Consider the following 19,402-nt stretch of genomic DNA (forward strand, 5'->3'; position numbering starts at 1 on the left):
GGTGATTTGTTTTTGTGTTGGTTTGCGCATTGCCCTGTAATGAGCAATGCCGCTATGAATTGATAAAGAAAAGCCTCGCGGCTCACGCCGCGAGGCTTTTTTGTTTAGCTCTCGCTGCTTTCACTACCCGTTGGGCAGATATTGTTGGCGGTCGATACCATGGCGCTGCAGTTTGTCGTAGAAGGTTTTGCGTGGGATCCCCAGCGACTCCAATGTTGCCTTGATGTCTCCTTGGTGGGCTTGAAGCGCGTCACGGATCAGCTGTGCTTCAAACTGCTCCATGCGTTCGGGCAGGCTTTGAGTATTACGCAATACAGAAGCGTGAGGGGCTGCTGGAGCGTCCAGCACGCCCAGCACCAACCGTTCGGCGAAGTGCGCAAGCTCTCGTACATTGCCCGGCCAGTCGTGCGACATCACATACTGATTGATCGAAGCGGGCATGTCAGGAATATCGCGTTGGAAGCGGCGCGATGCATGGCCAAGATAATGCGCAAACAGAAGCGGGATGTCGTCTCGGCGTTCGCGCAAAGGCGGAATACGGATCGTGACGACATTGAGTCGGTAGAAAAGATCTTCACGAAATTTTCCGCGGATGGCCGGATCGCCCAGGTCTTCCTTGGTCGCTGCCACTACCCGCAGGTCCAGATTGCGCACCTCATTGCTGCCCAGCGGCGTGATCTGGCGGGATTCAAGCACCCGCAGCAGCTTGACCTGCACCGCCAAGGGCATGCTTTCGATCTCGTCCAGGAACAAGGTTCCACCGCTGGCGTGTTCGATACGGCCGATGCGCTTCTTCTGCGCGCCCGTAAAAGCGCCAGGTTCATGGCCGAACAATTCGCTTTCGATGACGCTTTCCGGCAGCGCTCCACAATTGATTGCCACCAGCGCGTGATGCCGGCGGCGACTCAACCGGTGCAGCGCGGTGGCGACGACTTCCTTGCCCGTACCCGTTTCGCCTTCCACCAGCACGTCTACGTTTGCGTCCGCAATGTGGCGCAGCGTTTCCTTGATGCGTTGCATCGCCGGCGTCGTGCCAATGAATGGCACTTCGTCCGCCTCGACCGTAAACGCCGCTTCGCGCAGCCGGCGATTTTCCAACACCAGCCGGCGCTTTTCGGCCGCATGCAGGATCGCGGTAGTCAGCCGATCTGGCGCGTAGGGTTTGGCCAGGAAATCGTAGGCGCCGTCACGCATGCATTGCACCGCAGTAGCGATATCTCCATGACCGGTGATGAGAATGACCGGCAGCTCGGGATCCAAGTCGCGCAGACGGTGGAACAGCTGCACGCCATCGATATCGGGCATGCGGATATCCGTGACGACGACGCCTTCAAAGCCTCGGTGCAAGGCAGGCAGCGCAGAGCGCGCGGAGCCATAGGCATCAACCGTCATGCCGTGTAGTTTCAGCGTCTGGACATTGGCGCGGCGCAGCTCTTCATCGTCGTCGATAAAGACGACATGCGGCGGGGCCGGCGCGCGATCTTCAGGCTGCGCGGTGGAATCTGGGTAGGTGTCGGGCATACGGATCATGGCGATGTGGCCGGCCAGGAATTCGCGGCGGGGGCCTTTCGTAATGTGAGAATGAACGTGGCGCCGCCCTGGGCGCCAGGAATGGGCGCAAACGCAGGGTCGTCGGGATTCGCAGCCAACAGCTCGCCGCCGAACTCGGCGACGATGTCGCGGCAGATAACCAGGCCCAGGCCGAGACCTTCCGGTTTCGTCGTGTAGAAAGGCGTGAAAAGGCGCGCGCGCGTATCGCCAGCCAGGCCAGGACCGTTGTCGTTGACGTAGAGCCGGACTGTCGCGCCCAGGTCTTGCAGCACCACAAGCACGCGGCCGTCGCTGATATTTTCCAGCGCCTCCATTGCGTTTTGCAGCAGATTCACCAACACCTGCTCCAAGCGGATACGGTCAGCGCGGACCATCACGTCCAGGTCGTCAGGGCGTCGCACAACGGTGACCCCTTGCCTGCGGGCCCGAGGGCCGACTAGCAGCAGCGCACCGTCCATGGCGTCTTTCAGGCTGGTGGGGCCGACCGATGCCCCCGCCTTGCGCGAAAACGCGCGCAGTTCGCCAGTGATATGACCGATACGCTCGGTCAGCGTGGCAATCGTGCCCAGATTTTCGTGCACGGCGTTCACATCCTCGCGCCGCAGAAATTCGGTGGCGTTGTCCGCATAGGCGCGGATGGCGGCAACGGGCTGATTGATTTCGTGCGCAACGCCAGCAGCGACCTGACCCAGCAGCGCCAGTTTGCTCGCCTGCACCAACTCGTCCTGCATCGTGTGCAGACGCGCTTCGGCGCGTTGCCGTTCGTCCATCTCGTCCATCAGTTGCTCATTGACCTCGCTCAGTTGGGCCGTGCGCTCTCCCACCAATGCGGCCAACTGCGCCTGGATGGCGGCGTGCTGTTCGGCTTGCTCGCGATTGCGTTGACGGCGGTAGAGCACAAGGCCGATGGCGGCGGCCGACAGACTGAGCGCCAGCAGAGCGGCCAGTTGCGCGTTCGCGGTCGCTTGGTTCATCGCTGCCTGCACGGGCGACAACAGATGCAGCGTCCAACCCGCCGACTCGGCAATCGGCAGCGTCGTGTGCAGCAGCGGCGCACCTTTTGGAACTTGCGGCAGGGCCTCGTCGAGGTGGACCAAATCGCCATCGCTAATCAACGACAGGGGCGGGGTCAGCGGCAAGGTCTGAAAACGCGCATCACCGAATTGAAGGCTGGTGCGCAAGGTCTGCGCCAAATCAGCCGTGAGCGGCGCAAGGACGTCAAAGCGCCAGTCCGCCACACTGCCCAGCAGCACTACGCCGTGCTCGTCGGTCACGAAGATGGGCGCGCTGGATTGCCGCCAGTCGGATTCAATATCGCGGAAATCCACCTTCAGGACGATCACGCCCAACATGGCGCCGCGAGCATCGTCCACGCGACGAGACAGGTACAGCCCGGCTTCGTGGCTGATCGTGCCCAATGCAAAATGCTCGGCCCAGCCGCGCTCGACAGCGCCTTGAAAATAAGGTCGAAACTGATAATCCACCCCGACGAACGTGGCGGGCTCGCGCCAGTTGCTGGCGGCTATCGCCAGTCCCGTCTTGTCCAGCAGATAGATCGCCGAAGCGCCAACGCCACGCGTAAGCGTGTCGAGTTTGTCATCCAGCGATTCGATCTGGGTGGTGGTGGCGCCTTGCAGCACGGCGCGAACATCCACGTCGCGCGTCAGGACGAAGGGCAGCGCGCGGAATTTGTCCAGGTTGTTCCGCAGCAGCGCCGCGTTGATCTGGCCGGCACTGCGGGCCTGGACGGTGGCGTTTTTGAGCGCGGTTTCGCGCGCCCAATTCGTGGCAACTTGCAGCACCCCCGCGACCACGGCAACGGCGATCAATATCAGCAATGCGCGCGCACGCCAGGACCCTCTGGACCTGCGCGGCAGCAGCGCGCCAGACGACGACGGGCTTGACTGGGATGGAAAGGAGGAGGGCGGCTTGGACATGGTGTGCGGGTTTCCGCACATTCTATCCCGCTTTTGTGTGGCTTTCCGCTCATCTGGTCGCCCGTCGGGTGCATTCCTTCGGAAAAATCCAAGAATTATCAAAGACTTGCCTCTGTTTCGCGCTGCGCAAACCCGCTGGCACGGGTCTTGCATATAGACCGGTAAGCCGATGCGCGACCTGCGTGCGGTGAAATCGGCGTGCGTCCACTGCGCATTGCCATAAAACAGAAAACGCTCCGTCGCCCGCTGCGCTTAATCGCTCAAGGCTAGGGGCATTGGTGGGGACAAATCCCGATGATCGACGTAGATCAAGGCGCGCCCGCGCGCAAGCTCAAGTTCCATCAAATCCTGTATGTGCAGGTAATTTTCGCCATCGTGATCGGGGTGCTGCTGGGCGCGTTCAAGCCTGAACTCGGGCAGCAGATGCAGCCGCTGGGCGACGCATTCATCAAGCTGGTCAAGATGATCATCGCGCCCGTGATTTTCCTGACGGTTGCATCGGGCATCGCCGCCATGAGCGACCTGAAGAAGGTCGGGCGCGTGGCCGGCAAGGCGATGCTGTACTTCCTGACTTTTTCGACCCTGGCGTTGATCATCGGTATGATCGTCAGCCACATCGTGCAGCCGGGCGCGGGCATGCACATTGACCCCAGCACCCTGGACCAGAAGGCCGTGGCGAATTTCGTGGCGAAAGCGCACGACTCGACCATCACCGGCTTCCTGATGAACATCATCCCGACGACGATCTTCAGCCCGTTCGTGGGCGGAGACATTCTTCAGGTGCTGTTCGTGGCCGTGCTGTTCGGCATTGCGCTGGCGATGGTCGGTGAACGCGGCAAGCCGATCCTCAACTTCATGACGGCCCTGGCCCAGCCCATCTTCAAGCTGGTCGCCATCTTGATGAAGGCTGCTCCCATTGGCGCGTTCGGCGCGATGGCATTCACGATCGGCAAGTACGGCATCAAGTCGGTCGTGAACCTGGCCATGCTGGTGGGCACGTTCTACGCGACCTCGGTGCTGTTCGTCGTCGTGGTGCTGGGTCTGGTCGCGCGCTACAACGGTTTTTCGATTCTGAAGCTGGTGCGCTACATCCGCGAAGAGCTGCTGCTGGTGCTGGGTACGAGCTCGTCGGAAGCCGCCTTGCCCACCCTGATGCAGAAGATGGAACGCGCTGGCTGTTCGAAGTCGGTGGTTGGTCTGGTGGTGCCCACCGGCTATTCGTTCAACCTGGACGGCACCAATATCTACATGACCATGGCCGCGCTGTTCATCGCGCAGGCGTGCGACATCCCCTTGTCGCTGGGCGATCAGATTCTGTTGCTGGCCGTGGCGATGCTCAGTTCCAAGGGCGCAGCGGGCGTGACGGGCGCGGGCTTCATCACCCTGGCCGCCACCTTGTCCGTGGTGCCGTCGGTGCCGATCGCCGGGATGACGCTGATCCTGGGCGTGGACCGCTTCATGTCCGAATGCCGCGCCTTGACCAACCTGGTGGGTAACGCCACCGCCGCCGTCGTGGTGGCGCGCTGGGAAGGCGAGCTGGATCAGGAACAGCTGCATGCCGCGTTGGACGGCCAAGCAACTGCGACGGAACCGCTGGGCGATATGCCTGCCCCTGACTCGCGGGCTGCCATCAGCCACTCTGCCTGATCACCTGGCAAGGCTCGGATAAAAAATCCCCCGGCATCGAATTCGATGTCGGGGGATTTTCTTATGCAGAAAGCAGAATGCAGGATCCCGTTCAGGGGATCGGAATGCCAGCGCTGCGCAGCAGATTGGACGTTTCAAACAGCGGCAAGCCCATCACACCCGTATAGCTGCCGGAAATGTGCGAGATGAAGGTGCCCGCCAGACCCTGGATGCCATACGCGCCCGCCTTGCCGAAGGGCTCGCCGCTATCGCAATAGCGGCCGATTTCGTCGTCGCTCAATTCGCGCATGTGGACCTGGGTAATCGACACCGCCTCAAGCAATTGCTCACCTGCGGCGCAAACGGCCACGGCGGTATGCACCTCGTGAACCGAGCCTGACAGCGCGCGCAGGATGCGCATGGCGTCTTCGCGGTCGGCGGGCTTGCCCAACACCGCGCCATCGAGAATGACCGTGGTATCGGCCGCCAGAAGCGGCAGTTCGGCAAGTGACTGCGCGCGCATCCAGTCGCGTCCGCGCAGCGCCTTGTCGCGGGCGGTGCGCCGCACATAGTCGCTGGCGCTCTCGCCGTCGTGTTGGGGTTCGTCTTCGCCCGGCGGGGCGGGTACGAGCAGGACTTCGTGCGCCAGGCCGATCTGCGTCAGCAATTCACGCCGTCTCGGGCTGGCCGAGGCCAGGTAAAGGCGGGCGGGCGGGGCGTCGGTGTCTGCGATGTGAGTCATGCGTAAACAAGTGGGGCGCCGCCCGGCCAGCGGTCAGGCGCGGTGGTAGGGATGATTGGTCATGATGGCCCACGCGCGATAGAGCTGCTCGGCCAGTACCACGCGAACCATCGGATGAGGCAGCGTCAGCGACGACAAACGCAGTTGTCCGCTGCATGACGCCTTCAGGTCGGCATCCAGCCCGTCCGGGCCGCCGACCAGGAAAGCGACGTCCTGGCCGCCCGCGCGCCATTGTTCCAGTTTTTGCGACAAGGCCATGGTGGTCAGGTCGCGGCCGCGCTCGTCCAGCGCCAGGCGCAGCGCGCCCGGAGGCAGCGCGGCCTCGATACGCTTGGCCTCGGCGGCCATCATCTGGGCGGGCGTTTTTCCGGTGGTGCGCGGTTCGGGCTTGATCTCGCGCAGTTCAAGCGCGCAATCGGCGGGCAGGCGCTTGGCATAGTCGGCCCAGGCGGTCTCCACCCAGTCCGGCATGCGCGTTCCCACCGCGGCAACGATCAGTTTCACGGCTGGAACTCAGGCTTCGTCTTCGTCGTAGCCGTTGTCGGTCGGGATGGGGGCGACCCGGGTCGACTCGGGCAACAGCTTCACACGGACCGGCTTGCCGCCCCAGATTTCTTCCAGGTTGTAGTACTGGCGGATGGCGGGCTGCATGATGTGCACGACCACATCGCCCAAGTCGACGACGACCCATTCACCGGTGTCTTCGCCTTCGATGGTGATGCCGGTCAGTTCCAGAGAGCGGCCTCGGTCGGCGACGCTGGAAGCCAGGGCCCGGGTTTGGCGGTTGGAGGTGGCACTGGCAATCACGACGCGATCGAACAAGCTCGTCAGATGCGTGGTGTTGTAGACCTTGATGTCTTGCGCCTTGACGTCTTCGAGGGCATCGATGACGGCGCGTTGGAGTTTCGTTATATCCATAGCTGCAAATATAACCCGCGGACGGTCGGCGGATGCCGGCTCCGTGGCGCGTTCAGCGCCGGGCGGGTGTGGGTTTATCGGTAAAGTTGGTGCGCCGCAATATAGGCGGCGACAGGCGGGGCCAGCAGGCCGTCCGTGGGTTCGCCCGCGGCCAGGCGACGGCGGATGTCGGACGCGGACACCGCCATCGGGGCAAAGGGCAGTTCTTCCAGCTGGTGGCCTTGTTCGTGCAACCACGCGCTTAACTCCGCAGGCGGCGTCAGCGCGGTGCCGGGACGGGTAGCCACGGCCAGATCCACCAGGCTGGCGATGTCGCGCCAGTTGCGCCACGTGCAGAAATTGGCAAGTTGGTCGGCGCCCAGCAGCCAGACATAGCGGGCGTCCGAGGGCAGGGCGCGCAGCGTGTCGATGGTGTAAGTGGGGCCGTCGCGTTCGATTTCGATGGGGTTGACGAGCAGGCCGTCGTGGCCGCCGATGGCCAATTCAAGCATGTCGCGGCGCTGTTCGCCGGTGGCATGCAAGGCGGCGCGTTGCCACGGGTTGCCTGCGGGGATCAGCTCCACGGCGGCCAGCTCCAGCGTGGACAGCGCGTTTTGCGCCAGCGCAACGTGAGCGACGTGGACGGGGTCGAAGCTGCCGCCCAGGAGACCGATGCGCTTCAAACCCAGTCCCGCGGTGTCAGGTAGGGGGCAAGCTCGGCTTCGGGCGTACCCGGTTCGGGATGCCAGTCGTAGCGCCATTGCGCCATGGGAGGCATCGACAGCAGAATGGATTCTGTCCGGCCGCCCGATTGCAGCCCGAACAGCGTGCCACGGTCGAACACCAGATTGAATTCCACATAGCGTCCACGGCGGTAGGCCTGGAAGTCGCGTTCGCGTTCGGTGTAGGCCAAGCCGCGCCGGCGTTCGACGATAGGCAGATAGCTGTCCAGGAACGCGTCGCCCACGGAACGGGTCAACGCGAAAGAAGCATCAAAGCCGGGCGCGTTCAGGTCGTCGAAGAACACGCCGCCGATGCCGCGCGTTTCGTTGCGGTGCTTCAGGAAGAAGTATTCGTCGCACCAGCGCTTGTAGCGCGGGTAGTACTCGGGGCCATGGCTGGCCAGCGCGTCACGGCAGACCGTATGGAAATGGCGAGCGTCTTCCTCGAACGGGTAGTAGGGCGTGAGGTCTATGCCGCCGCCAAACCAGAAGATGTCGGCTTCGTCATGCCCGGGGCGAGCCGCCGCCACAAACATGCGCACATTCATGTGCGTGGTGGGCACGTAGGGGTTGCGCGGGTGCAGGACCATCGACACACCCATCGCCTCCCAGGCTCGGCCGGCAAGTTCCGGGCGATGCGCGCTGGCGGACGGTGGCAGTTTCGTGCCTTTGACATGGCTGAACAGCACGCCCGCGCGCTCGAACAGCGTGCCGCCTTCCAGCAGCCGCGACAAGCCGCCGCCGCCTTCCGGCCGGACCCATTCGTCGGCGCGGAAAGGGCCGCCTTCCGCGGCTTCCAGCGCCTGGACGATGCGGGCCTGCAGGCCGGTGAGGTAATCGCGGACAGTGGCGACGGGCAAGGCGTTCATCGGCGGCTTTCGGTTACGCGTTGGACTTGGGCTTTTGTTGCGACGGCTTGAGCGCGCGCCAGCCGATGTCGCTGCGGTACTGGCGACCATCGAAATGGATGCCGTCGATGGCTTCGTACACGCGGTCGCGGGCCATCTTGACCGAGTCGCCCAGGGCCGTCACGCACAGCACGCGGCCACCGGTGGTCTTGGTTTCGTCGCCGACCAGTTCGGTGGCGGCGTGAAAGACCATGCAATCTTCGGCGTCGGCGGGCAGGCCGCGGATGACGTCGCCCGTGCGCGGCGTGTTCGGATAGTTGTGCGAGGCCAGCACCACGCCCAGCGCGGTGCGGCGGTCCCAGACGATGTCGGCCTGGTTCAACGTGCCGTCCACGGCGTGTTCAAGGGCGTCCAGCAGGTCGCTCTTGACGCGCATCATGATCGGCTGCGTTTCCGGGTCACCCATGCGGCAGTTGAATTCCAGCGTCTTGATTTCGCGGTCGGGATCATCGCCCGGGGCGATCATCAGGCCGGCGTACAGGAAGCCGGTGTACGGAATGCCGTCGCGCGTCATGCCCTGCACGGTCGGCAGGATGATTTCGCGCATGATGCGGTGGTGCAGTTCCGGCGTGACGATGGGCGCGGGCGAATACGCGCCCATGCCGCCCGTGTTCGGACCCTGGTCGCCATCCTGCAGGCGCTTGTGGTCCTGGCTGGTCGCCAGCGCCAACACGTTGCGGCCATCGCACATGACGATGAAGCTGGCTTCTTCGCCCACCAGGCATTCTTCGATGACCACGCGCGCGCCAGCGGCGCCCATCGAGCCATCGCCCAGCATGGCGTCAACGGCGGCGTGCGCCTCTTCCAGCGTGGCCGCGACCACGACGCCCTTGCCGGCAGCCAGGCCATCGGCCTTGATGACAATGGGGGCGCCTTCCTGGTCGATGTAGGCATGCGCCTGGACCGGGTCGGTGAAGGTGGCGTAGCGTGCGGTCGGGATGTTGTGCCGGACCATGAAGGCCTTGGCGTAGTCCTTCGAGCTTTCCAGCTGCGCGGCGGCCTTGGTGGGGCCAAAGATCTTCAGGCCGCGTGCGCGAAAGACGTCCACGACGCCCGAGGCCAAAGGCGCTTCGGGCCCGACGACCGTCAGGGCGATCCCTTCGCGCTGGACGAAATCGGCCAGCTCCTCGGCATTGGTGAGCGGGATGTTTTCCATCTGCTCGGCTCGTTGCGTACCGCCGTTACCCGGCGCGACGAACACTTTGTGTACGCGCGGGGAGCGGGCCAGCCGCCAGGCGAGGGCATGTTCGCGGCCGCCCGAGCCAATTACCAGGAGTTTCATGTTGCGTGATTCTGAAGGTTGCCACTCTAGCCCGTGGAGAAGGCGACGGACCCGGGACAGCCCGGGGCCGATTCATATTCCGGCGTGCCGGCGGCCGGAGCCGTCGACGCGCCGGACCCGTGGGGTTTACTGCGCTTCGTCGAAAATGACGGTCGTATAGACTTCCTGCACGTCGTCCAGGCCTTCCAGGGCGTCGAGCAGTTTTTGCATCTTGATGGCGTCTTCGCCGGCCAGCTCGGTTTCGTTCAGGGCCTTCATGACGATGCCGTCGACTTCGGCTTTCAAGCCGGCCTCGTCGAAAGCCTTGCGCACGGCGGCGTAGTCGGCCGGCGCGCAAACGACTTCGATCACGCCTTCTTCGTCGGTCGTCACGTCTTCGGCGCCGGCATCCAGAGCGGCTTCCATGACCTTGTCTTCGGGCGTGCCGGGGGCGAACAGGAATTGGCCGCAATGCTTGAACATGAAGGCGACCGAGCCTTCCTGGCCCAGGTTGCCGCCGTTCTTGGCGAATGCGTGGCGAACTTCGGCCACGGTGCGGGTGCGGTTGTCGGTCATGCAGTCGACGATGACTGCCGCGCCGCCGATGCCGTAGCCTTCGTAGCGGACTTCCTCGTAGGCATCGCCGTCGGCGCCGCCGGCGCCACGCTGGATGGCGCGCTGGATGTTGTCCTTGGGCATGTTGGCGTCGGTCGCCTTGTCCCAGGCCATGCGCAAGCGCGGATTGCTGTCCGGGTCGGGGCCGCCGGCGCGCGCCGCCACGGTAATTTCACGAATGATCTTGGTCCAGAGCTTTCCGCGCTTGGCGTCTTGGCGCCCTTTGCGGTGCTGAATATTGGCCCATTTGCTGTGTCCGGCCATGGCTTCCCAGGATAAATTGTCTGCAAAAAAGGCATTTTACCGTGCCAGCGGCCATAGCGCCCGGGGCGTGTCCGCCTGTGTCGATATTGCCACGCGCACAAGCCACGCGGCAGGCTCTACACTTGGGCATTCTTTAGCTTCCTGGTCCCGGAGCGTCGCTCATGCCCAACCCCATCGTCATAGCCAAGAACGCGCAGACCGAGTTGGCGCTGCTGCCCGCCCTGGCCAACCGGCATGGTTGCATCACCGGAGCCACGGGCACCGGTAAGACCGTCACCCTGCAAGTACTGGCCGAATCCTTTTCGCGCATCGGAACGCCGGTTTTCATGGCGGACGTCAAGGGCGACCTGACTGGCATTTCGCAGGCAGGAACGGCCAGCCCCAAGCTGGCCGAGCGGCTCAAGAGCCTGGGCCTGGAAGAGCCGGCCTGGTCGGCCAGCCCGGTCACGCTATGGGACGTATTCGGCGAGCAGGGCCTGCCGGTGCGGGCAACCATTACCGACATGGGGCCGCTGCTGCTGTCGCGCATCCTGGAATTGAACGACACGCAGGAAGGGGTGCTGACCCTGGTATTCAAGGTGGCGGACGACGAGGGCCAGTTGCTGCTGGACCTCAAGGATCTGCGCGCCATGCTGCAAAACGTGGCGGACCGCTCCGCCGAGCTCAAGACGCGTTATGGCAATGTGTCGTCCGCCAGCGTGGGGGCGATTCAACGCGGCCTGCTGGCGCTGGAATCGCAAGGCGCCGAAAAGTTCTTCGGCGAACCCATGCTCGATGTTGCCGACCTGATGCGCACCGACGCCCAGGGCCGGGGCATGGTCAACGTGCTGGCCGCCGACAAGCTGATGCAGGCGCCGCGCCTGTACGCCATCTTCCTGCTCTGGCTGCTCGCCGACCTTTACGAAAAGCTGCCCGAAGTGGGCGACATGGACCAGCCCAAGCTGGTTTTTTTCTTCGACGAAGCGCACCTGCTGTTCAACGACGCGCCGCCCGCGCTGCTGAACAAGATCGAGCAGGTGGTGCGGCTAGTCCGCTCCAAGGGCGTCGGGGTTTACTTCGTGACCCAGAATCCGCTGGACATTCCCGACACCGTCCTGGGCCAGTTGGGCAATCGCGTGCAGCACGCCCTGCGTGCTTTCACCCCGCGCGATCAGAAGGCGGTCAAGACCGCGGCGCAGACGATGCGGCCCAACCCCGGGCTGGATATCGAAGCGGCAATTACCGAGCTGGGTGTCGGCGAGGCGCTGGTGTCATTGCTGGACGCCAAGGGTCGCCCGATGCCGACCGAACGGGCTTACATCGTGCCGCCGGCCAGCCGCATCGGCCCGGCGACCGACACCGAACGCCAGCAGTTGCGCAACGCCAGCCCGATGGCCGCCAAATACGAAACCGCCATCGACCGGGAATCCGCCTACGAGGTCCTGGCCCGGCGCGCGGCGGTTCCCGCTGACCCGTCTGGCGGCGCCCGCGACGTGCCGGGCGGGCAGGCCGGGGGCGATGCCGCCGCGCCATCCCAGGATTCGGGCGGCGGCCTGATGGGCCGTTTGAACGACGTGCTGTTCGGCTCGACGGGCCCTCGCGGCGGAAAGCGTGACGGAGTTGTCCAGACCATGGCCAAAAGCACCGCCCGCTCCATCGCGCGTGAACTTACCCGTGGCATCCTCGGGTCGCTGCTGGGCTCCAAGACCCGGCGCTGATACGTTCATCGTCCTCGGTCATATCGGTCCTCGTGCGACCTCACCGTTTTGTAACGGGGGGTATTGCGCGTGGGCCGTTTATGCCTATGATTCTGGGCGGTCTATCAAAGGAAAACACAAGGAAACGTGGTGGCTAAGAAACACAAGATTGCGGTGATTCCAGGGGACGGGATTGGCAAGGAGGTCGTTCCCGAAGGCTTGAAGGTGCTTGACGCCGTGGCAACGCGGTTCGGCATCGAATTCCAATGGGATCATTTCGACTGGAGCTGCGACTATTACGCCCAGCACGGCAAGATGATGCCGGACGACTGGAAGGCGCAGATCGGACAACACGAGGCGATTTTCTTCGGCTCGATCGGCTGGCCCGCCACCGTGCCCGACCACGAGGCGCTGTGGGGCTCGCTGTTCAAATTCCGTCGTGAATTTGATCAATACATCAATTTGCGACCGGTGCGCCTGATGCCTGGCGTGCCGTCCCCGCTTGCCGACCGCAAGCCGGGCGACATCGATTTCTTCATCGTCCGCGAAAACACGGAAGGCGAATACTCCAACAGCGGTGGCCGCCTGTTCGAAGGCACCGAGCGCGAAGTCGTCATCCAGGAAAGCGTGTTCACGCGCATCGGTGCGGAACGCGTGCTGAAGTTTGCGTTCGAACTTGCCCAAAAGCGCGGCAAGCACCTGACCGCCGCCACCAAATCCAACGGCATTTCGATTTCGATGCCGTGGTGGGATGAGCGGGTTGCCGAAATGGCCGGGAACTATCCTGACGTGCGTTGGGACAAATATCACATCGATATCCTGTGCGCGCATTTCGTGCAGCATCCGGATTGGTTCGACGTGGTGGTGGCTTCCAATTTGTTCGGCGACATTCTTTCCGACCTGGGACCGGCTTGCACGGGCACGATCGGTATCGCCCCGTCGGCGAACCTGAATCCCGAGCGCAAGTTTCCGTCCTTGTTCGAGCCGGTCCACGGTTCGGCGCCGGACATTTACGGCAAGGGCATCGCCAACCCGATCGGGCAGATCTGGAGCGGGGCGTTGATGCTTGATTTCCTGGGTTACCCCCAGGCCTCGGAGGCGGTGGTCAAGGCGATCGAAACCGTGTTGGCGGATGGTCCGCGCACACGGGATATGAAGGGCACCGCGTCGACCGTCGACGTCGGCAACGCAATTGCGTCGCTGATCTCGGCTGGTTGAATGCATTCAGCGGGTACGGCCAATCAGGCTAGTTGATGGAACATTCAATCTCCTCCACCTCTGCCGCCCACGTGGGCGGTGGCCGTGCCGACCGCTTTGTGCGCAAGCTGTTCCGTTTGCTGCGTTCGCGCACGCAACGGCACAACCAGCACCTGTGGCCGTTCGTGCGTATCTGGCGCGACCGGTCGGGGGCCATCTGCGGGTTCCGCGCATTTGGCCGCTCGCTGCCCTTGACGCCGCTTTCGGAAGGGTACGACCCCGCCGATGACACGGTGCACCTGATCCTGAGCGGCCCGTCGGTCGCCCAGATTCCCTACGACCAGCTCGACATACGGGTGGCGATGGGCGTGAATGGCGCGATCGCGCTGGCCCGCAAGTTCGATCTGCCGTTCAAGTACTACTGCATCATCGACCAGAATTTCGTGCGCGAGCGCATCGCGCTGGTGCGCGAAATCGTCTCCCGCGACCTGACGCTTTATGTCTTTCCGGAAGTACTGCGCTACATCATGCAGGGCATTCCGCAAGACCAGATCCGTTGCCGCATCTGCATCATCGAAATGATTTCCGAGCGCGCCTACCAGCGCAGCGCGGCCCCCGCCGTGCTCAAGCGGATCGCCGCCGCCACGCCCGACGTGCAATTGCTGGATGCAAAGCAGGGCCTGGGCTACAGCTTCGACGCGTCGCTGGGCGTGTTCGACGCCGACACCGTGGCCTATGCCGCTTTGCAGGTGTTGGTGTCGGGCGGCGCCCGCCAGGTGTTCGTGCACGGGCTGGACCTGACCGTGCAGAACGGGATGCGCTTCTACGACGAAGGCGGCCGGCCTCAGACCAGCCGCCTGACCCGCAATTTCGCGCATCTGATCGAACCCTCGTTCCGCTTTGCCGCCGCGCAATGGCGGACGCGCGGCGTGTCGGTGTTCAATCTATCGCCCGTCAGCGCCTTGTCGTCCGACATCATCGAACGGCGCGATTGGCAGGCATTCTTGAAGCAAGACGCGCTGGACATGCAATAGCCGTTGCTGAACGGTCGGCCAAAAAAAATGGGCGCCAGCGATTTCGCTGGCGCCCATTTTGCTGTTCGGACGGCTTGCCTCAGTGAGCGCCCGCCGCCGCTTCGGCCGCGCCGCCGTCGCCCGACTTGGCCGAGCGGGGGCGTGCAAACCATACCAGGCCCGTCAACATCAGGAAGATCACGGCCGACGCATAGAACACGTCGACCGCTGACATCGTGAAGGCCTGCGCATTGATCAGGCCGTCGACCATGCTCAAGGCTTGTTGATGCGACATGCCCATGCCGTTTTGCAGCGTCGCGACCGTCTGGTCAAACGCCTGCTGGCCCGGCTTGGCGATTTCGGTCAACTGCGCATGATGCATGGTCGCGCGGTTTTCCCATAGCGTGGTGGCGATCGAGGTGCCGAAGGCGCCGGCCGTCAGCCGCAGGAAGTTCGACAGGCCCGACGCAGCGGGAATGCGCCACGGCTCGATGCTGGACAGCGTGATGGACGTCAGCGGCACGAAGAACGCCGCCATCGCCGCGCCCTGGATGATGGTGGGCAGCATCAGCGTGCGTACGTCGGTCTGCGTGTTGAAACCGGAGCGCATGAAACACACCAGCGCAAAGATCAGGAACGCCACCGTCACGATCTGGCGCGGGTCGCGGGTGGCCAGCATCTTGCCCACGATCGGGGTCAGCAGGATGGCCAGCAAGCCCACCGGCGCCGTCACCATGCCGGCATAGGTGGCGGTGTAGCCCATGTTGCTTTGCAGCCATAAGGGCAACAGCACCACGTTGCCGAAGAACACGCCATAGGCCACCGCCAGCGTCAGCGCGCCGACCGTGAAGTTGCGGACCTTGAACAGTCGCAGGTCCACCACGGGGTGGGCGTCGGTCAGCTCCCAGATCAGGAAGAACACGAAAGCCACGAAGGCAGTCGCCGCCAGCAAGATGATGGTGGGGCTGGCGAACCAATCCAGCTCCTTGCCCTTGTCCAGCATGATCTGCAACGCGCCGACCCAGACGACCAGCAGCACCAGCCCGAGTTTGTCGATGGGCAGCTTGCGCGTGACCGATTCGCGGTTGCCGTAGATGCGCCAGCTGATCCATGCGGCCAAGAGACCCACGGGCACGTTGATGTAGAAGATCCACGGCCAGGTGTAGTTATCGGAAATCCAGCCGCCCAGCAGCGGCCCGGCCACCGGCGCGACCAGCGTGGTCATCGACCAGACCGCCAGCGCCATGCCCGCCTTCGACTTCGGAAAGCTGGCCAGCATCAGGGTCTGCGACAGCGGGATCATCGGACCGGCCACCGCGCCCTGCAACACGCGAAACGCGATCAGCGCTTCGAGCGATGGCGCGAAGCCGCACAGCCAGGACGCCAGTACGAACAGCAAGGTCGAAATCAGGAACAGCCGCACCTGTCCGAAGCGCTGAGTCAGCCAGCCGGTCAGCGGCACCGTGATGGCGTTGGCGACCGCGAACGACGTGATGACCCAGGTGCCTTGGCTGGTGCTCACGCCCAGGTCGCCCGAGATGGTGGGGATGGACACGTTTGCGATCGACGTGTCCAGCACATTCATGAACACCGCCGTGGACAGCGCGATGGACCCGATGATGCGGGCCGCGCCTTCCAGCGGCGGGTGAGTGCCCGGCGGGCGGGCGGGTTCGACGGGGGGCGCGCCAGCGCCCGCGGGCTGGGCGGTCGTGCTCATGATGCGAGGTTGTCGTCGATGATTTTCTTGATCATGGCGTCGACGTCGTCGTGCGCGGGCTCGAAGGCGCGCGTCGACCAGGCGGGTTCATTGCGCACGGCTTGCATCAGCCCTTCGCCTTCCTGCTGGCCGACGTCCACTTCGACGTCCATCGACAGACCGACACGCAGCGGGTGCTTCTTCAGGTCTTCCGGGTCGAGCAGAATGCGCACGGGCACGCGCTGCACCACCTTGATCCAGTTGCCCGTGGCGTTCTGCGCAGGCAGGAGCGCGAACGCGCTGCCGGTGCCAGCATCCAGACCCGCGACCTTGCCGTGATACTCCACCGAGCTGCCGTACAGGTCGGCGACCATCTTGACCGGCTGGCCGATGCGCATCTTGCGCAGTTGGCCTTCCTTGAAGTTGGCTTCCACCCAGACCTGGTCCAGCGGCACCACGGTCATCAGCGCATTGCCGGGGGCCACACGCTGGCCCACCTGCACGCTGCGGCGGGCGATGACGCCGCCCACCGGCGCGGGCAACACGGTGCGCGACTGGGCCAGCCAGGCATTGCGCAGGCCGGCGGCGGCTTGCAGCACGTCGGGGTGATTGGCCACCGTGGTGCCTTGGGTCAGCGCCTGATTGGTCGCGAGCTTGGCGCGCGAGGCGGCCAGCGCCGCGCGGGCCTGGGCAAGTCCGGACTGCGCGGATTTCAGCGCAGCTTCCGCGTGCAGGATCTCTTCACCGCTGACGCCGCCCGACTTGGCCAATTGCTGGCGGCGGGTCACGTCGCTTTGTGCGCGGGTCAGTTCAGCCTGGGCGCGCAGGATGTCGGCATTGCGCAGATCCACGTCGGCGGCTAGTGCATCGTTCTGGACGTAGTAGGTGCGGACCTGGCGCACCATCTGCGCCAGCTTGGCCTGCGCTTGTTGCAACGCCACGTCGGTGTCGGCGGGGTCCAGCCGCACCAACGGCTGGCCTGCCGCGACAGTTTCCGTGTCGTCGGCTTCGATGGCGATCACGGTGCCCGGCACTTGCGGCGTGATCTGCACAAGGTTGCCATGCACGTAGGCGTCGTCGGTGCTTTCAAAGTGGGCGCCGAAAAGCACCCACCAGATGCCGTAGACGATGGCGATGAGAATGAAGACACCGGTGGCCAGCAGCAAGAGGCGTTTGCGGGCGGGATTGGTGGTGGGAGTGGCAGCGTTCATGACGTCTGAATCCGGGGATCGTTCAATGAATGGGGTTCGTGGCGGGGGCGGACTGCGTGGCTTGCGCGGTGTCCGTTTGCGCGGGCGGGGCGTAGCCGCCGCCCAGCGCGTTGGCCAGGTTGGCGTCAAGCTGGTAGGCGCGGATACGCAGATCGGTGTCCAGGCGCGCCTGGGTCAGCACGCCGGTCTGCGCGATCAGTACGGTGATGTAGTTGCCCAGCCCGGCCTTGTAGCGGTTCACGGCCAGGTCGTAGGCGGCCTCGATGGCTTCGCGCGCCTGACGCTGTTGGGCACGTTCCTGATCCAGCAGGCGCAGGCCGTCCAGCGCGTCGGCCACCTGGTGCACGGCGTCCAGCACGGCCTGGTTGTAGTCCGAAATGGCCAGGTCGGCATCGGCGCGGCGTCCGGCCAGGTTGGCGTTCAGCTCGCCGCCGTGAAAGATGGGCAGCGTCACGGCCGGGCCGAAGCCGGCGGTGCGGGCGGCGGCCCCAAGCAGATTGCCGGTGCCCAGCGCCTGGAAGCCGGCAAACGCCGTCAGGTTGACGTTGGGGTAGAACTCGGCCTTGGCCGTGTCGATGGCGCTGCGTGCCGCTTCGGCGCGCCAGCGCGAGGCGACGACGTCGGGCCGGTGGCCCAGCAGATCCAACGGTATGGCCGCGGGCACGACGCCAGCCGGCGCGCTCAGGTCCACCGCGACCAGCGATTGGCCGCGTTGCGGACCCGCGCCCGTCAGTGCCGCCACCTGGTTGCGCAGCTGCGCCAGCGTGGTTTCTGTTTGCGTGAGTTCGACCTGGCCGGCCGCCAGCGAGGATTCCGCCTGCTTCACTTCGACCTGCGTATCCAGCCCGGCGCTGTAGCGGCCCTGGGTCAGCGACAACACGTCAGCGCGTTGCGCGATCACGCGCTTGAGCACGTCGCGCTGCGCGAAGGCGTTTTGCAGGTTCAGGTAGGCGCGCACGGTGGCGCTTGCCAGCATGTTGCGCGCGGCTTGCGCATCGGCGGTGGCGGCCTCGAGCTCGGACACGGCCGACTTCAGGCGCGAGCGGTTCTTGCCCCAGAAGTCCAGCTCATACGTGAAATCCAGCGCCAGCCGGTTGTCGCTGACCACGGTACCGCCCAGCGGAGCCGGGTAGATATAGTCGGCCGACAGGTGTTCACGGTTCAACGTGTAGTTGGCGTCCACGCGGGGCAGCAGCGGGGCGCGCGCCGTGCTGACGGCGGCATTGGCCTTGGCCAGTCGCGCTTGCGCGGCGCTCATCGACGGGCTGTTTGCCAGCGCTTCGTCCATCAGCGCATTGAGCTGGCTGTCGCCGTAGCGTTGCCACCATTGCGTGTTGGGCCAGGCCGTGTCGTGGCCGGTCAGCCCCAGTTTGGCCGCATCCAGCGCTACGACGGGTTCGGGCCCGGGCTCCATCAGTGCGCAGCCGCTCAAGGCCAGCACCAATACGGTAGAAAGAAGGCGTTTCATCCTGACTGTTTGCTGAAAGTAATTGATTGATCTGTATTTGCCTAGGCAAACATTATGCCAAATAAAAGCCCCGTATCAGGGGGGCAAGCCGTAGCGGGTCAGCGTGGTCAGCGCTCCGGCGCAGTGCCGGAAGCCGAGCCGTTGGCGATCATGCGGCGCAGGAAATGCATCAGCTGCGTAACTTCGTCGGACGAGAAGCCGCGCAGGTGATGGTTGAGCGAACGCGCGATATTGGGGGCGATTTCACGGGCCTTGGCCTCGCCCAGTTCGGTCAATTCGATCTTGACGACGCGGCGGTCCTGCTGGCTGCGATTACGGCGCAGCAAGCCTTTGGCTTCAAGACGGTCCAGCGCGCGAGTCATGGCGCCGGTGTCCATGTCGTTCAGGCGGGCGAGCTCGGCGGGGGTATCGGCCCGGCCCAGGAAGACCATGGCCAGCGGACGCCATTGCATGGCGGTCAGGTCCAGCGGCGCCATTTCCTGGTCGAGCATGCGGGTCAACGAGTGATAGACCAGCTTGATGAGATAGCCCGCGTTCTCTTCCCCCATGCAGCGATGATCGCTGCGGTAATGGACGGGGGAATTGGCGGTGGGCGGGGCAGTTTCGGCATTCATGGCC

The 19,402-nt window shown here is 64.3% G+C and carries 17 protein-coding genes; 4 read left to right on the forward strand and 13 right to left on the reverse strand.

Features of this window, described 5'->3' with window-relative positions:
• Positions 1–123: 123 nt before the first annotated feature.
• Together API01S_RS27610 and API01S_RS27615 are read right to left on the reverse strand one after the other, a co-directional pair.
• Complete coding sequence (locus API01S_RS27610; protein ID WP_050731013.1) at positions 124–1,521, reverse strand: sigma-54-dependent transcriptional regulator; 1,398 nt, start codon at positions 1,519–1,521, stop codon at positions 124–126.
• Positions 1,522–1,526: 5 nt separating this feature from the next.
• Positions 1,527–3,389, reverse strand: a complete 1,863-nt coding sequence (locus API01S_RS27615; RefSeq protein WP_006218503.1) for a sensor histidine kinase — start codon at positions 3,387–3,389, stop codon at positions 1,527–1,529.
• A 393-nt stretch (positions 3,390–3,782) separates the two neighbouring features.
• Between API01S_RS27615 and API01S_RS27620 the strand changes: the two genes are divergently transcribed.
• Positions 3,783–5,135 (forward strand): dicarboxylate/amino acid:cation symporter, encoded by a 1,353-nt coding sequence (locus tag API01S_RS27620; RefSeq protein WP_006218504.1) that lies wholly within the window; start codon positions 3,783–3,785, stop codon positions 5,133–5,135.
• A gap of 91 nt (positions 5,136–5,226) precedes the next feature.
• Here the strand turns inward: API01S_RS27620 and API01S_RS27625 are convergent, their stop codons facing one another.
• The 7 genes from API01S_RS27625 to API01S_RS27655 form a co-directional block, all read right to left on the reverse strand.
• Positions 5,227–5,856, reverse strand: a complete 630-nt coding sequence (locus API01S_RS27625) for a Maf family protein (RefSeq protein ID WP_061306649.1) — start codon at positions 5,854–5,856, stop codon at positions 5,227–5,229.
• 33 nt (positions 5,857–5,889) lie between these two features.
• Positions 5,890–6,360, reverse strand: a complete 471-nt coding sequence (gene rlmH / locus API01S_RS27630) for a 23S rRNA (pseudouridine(1915)-N(3))-methyltransferase RlmH (RefSeq protein WP_006218506.1) — start codon at positions 6,358–6,360, stop codon at positions 5,890–5,892.
• Positions 6,361–6,369: 9 nt separating this feature from the next.
• The gene (rsfS, locus tag API01S_RS27635; protein WP_050731014.1) at positions 6,370–6,774 is read right to left on the reverse strand and encodes a ribosome silencing factor; all 405 of its coding nucleotides are present in this window, start codon (positions 6,772–6,774) and stop codon (positions 6,370–6,372) included.
• 74 nt (positions 6,775–6,848) lie between these two features.
• Positions 6,849–7,436 carry a nicotinate (nicotinamide) nucleotide adenylyltransferase gene (gene nadD / locus API01S_RS27640; RefSeq protein ID WP_061306650.1) on the reverse strand — a complete coding sequence of 196 codons (588 nt, stop codon included), beginning with the start codon at positions 7,434–7,436 and terminating at the stop codon, positions 6,849–6,851.
• Positions 7,433–8,344 (reverse strand): oxygen-dependent coproporphyrinogen oxidase, encoded by a 912-nt coding sequence (gene hemF / locus API01S_RS27645; RefSeq protein ID WP_061306651.1) that lies wholly within the window; start codon positions 8,342–8,344, stop codon positions 7,433–7,435. The genes nadD and hemF overlap by 4 nt, the downstream gene beginning before the upstream one ends.
• Positions 8,345–8,357: 13 nt before the next feature.
• Entirely contained in the window at positions 8,358–9,665 is a 1,308-nt protein-coding gene (gene purD, locus API01S_RS27650) for a phosphoribosylamine--glycine ligase (RefSeq protein WP_006218510.1), read from the reverse strand.
• Between the two features lie 126 nt (positions 9,666–9,791).
• Positions 9,792–10,523 carry a YebC/PmpR family DNA-binding transcriptional regulator gene (locus API01S_RS27655; RefSeq protein ID WP_061306652.1) on the reverse strand — a complete coding sequence of 244 codons (732 nt, stop codon included), beginning with the start codon at positions 10,521–10,523 and terminating at the stop codon, positions 9,792–9,794.
• A 161-nt stretch (positions 10,524–10,684) separates the two neighbouring features.
• Between API01S_RS27655 and API01S_RS27660 the strand changes: the two genes are divergently transcribed.
• The 3 genes from API01S_RS27660 (at position 10,685) to API01S_RS27670 (ending at position 14,430) form a co-directional block, all read left to right on the forward strand.
• Entirely contained in the window at positions 10,685–12,220 is a 1,536-nt protein-coding gene (locus API01S_RS27660) for a helicase HerA-like C-terminal domain-containing protein (RefSeq protein WP_061306653.1), read from the forward strand.
• 129 nt (positions 12,221–12,349) lie between these two features.
• On the forward strand, positions 12,350–13,417 hold the full coding sequence (locus API01S_RS27665) for a tartrate dehydrogenase (protein WP_050731015.1): 1,068 nt from the start codon (positions 12,350–12,352) through the stop codon (positions 13,415–13,417).
• Positions 13,418–13,452: 35 nt separating this feature from the next.
• Positions 13,453–14,430 carry a hypothetical protein gene (locus tag API01S_RS27670; RefSeq protein ID WP_006218514.1) on the forward strand — a complete coding sequence of 326 codons (978 nt, stop codon included), beginning with the start codon at positions 13,453–13,455 and terminating at the stop codon, positions 14,428–14,430.
• A gap of 79 nt (positions 14,431–14,509) precedes the next feature.
• Here the strand turns inward: API01S_RS27670 and API01S_RS27675 are convergent, their stop codons facing one another.
• The 4 genes from API01S_RS27675 to API01S_RS27690 all read right to left on the reverse strand — a co-directional run bounded on the left by API01S_RS27675 (position 14,510) and on the right by API01S_RS27690 (position 19,398).
• Positions 14,510–16,126, reverse strand: coding sequence for a DHA2 family efflux MFS transporter permease subunit (locus API01S_RS27675; protein WP_006218515.1), 1,617 nt, complete (start codon positions 16,124–16,126; stop codon positions 14,510–14,512).
• Positions 16,123–17,316 carry an HlyD family secretion protein gene (locus API01S_RS27680; RefSeq protein WP_061306654.1) on the reverse strand — a complete coding sequence of 398 codons (1,194 nt, stop codon included), beginning with the start codon at positions 17,314–17,316 and terminating at the stop codon, positions 16,123–16,125. Before API01S_RS27680 ends, API01S_RS27675 begins: the two co-directional genes overlap by 4 nt.
• Positions 17,317–17,338: 22 nt before the next feature.
• A complete protein-coding gene (locus tag API01S_RS27685; protein ID WP_050731017.1) occupies positions 17,339–18,784 on the reverse strand; it encodes an efflux transporter outer membrane subunit in 1,446 nt (481 codons plus the stop codon).
• Positions 18,785–18,891: 107 nt separating this feature from the next.
• Positions 18,892–19,398: a MarR family winged helix-turn-helix transcriptional regulator gene (locus tag API01S_RS27690; protein ID WP_050731018.1), complete on the reverse strand. Its 507-nt coding sequence runs from the start codon at positions 19,396–19,398 to the stop codon at positions 18,892–18,894.
• Positions 19,399–19,402 lie beyond the last annotated feature (4 nt).

The organism is Achromobacter piechaudii NBRC 102461, assembly GCF_001571245.1.
Classification (GTDB): Bacteria; Pseudomonadota; Gammaproteobacteria; order Burkholderiales; family Burkholderiaceae_B; genus Achromobacter; species Achromobacter piechaudii.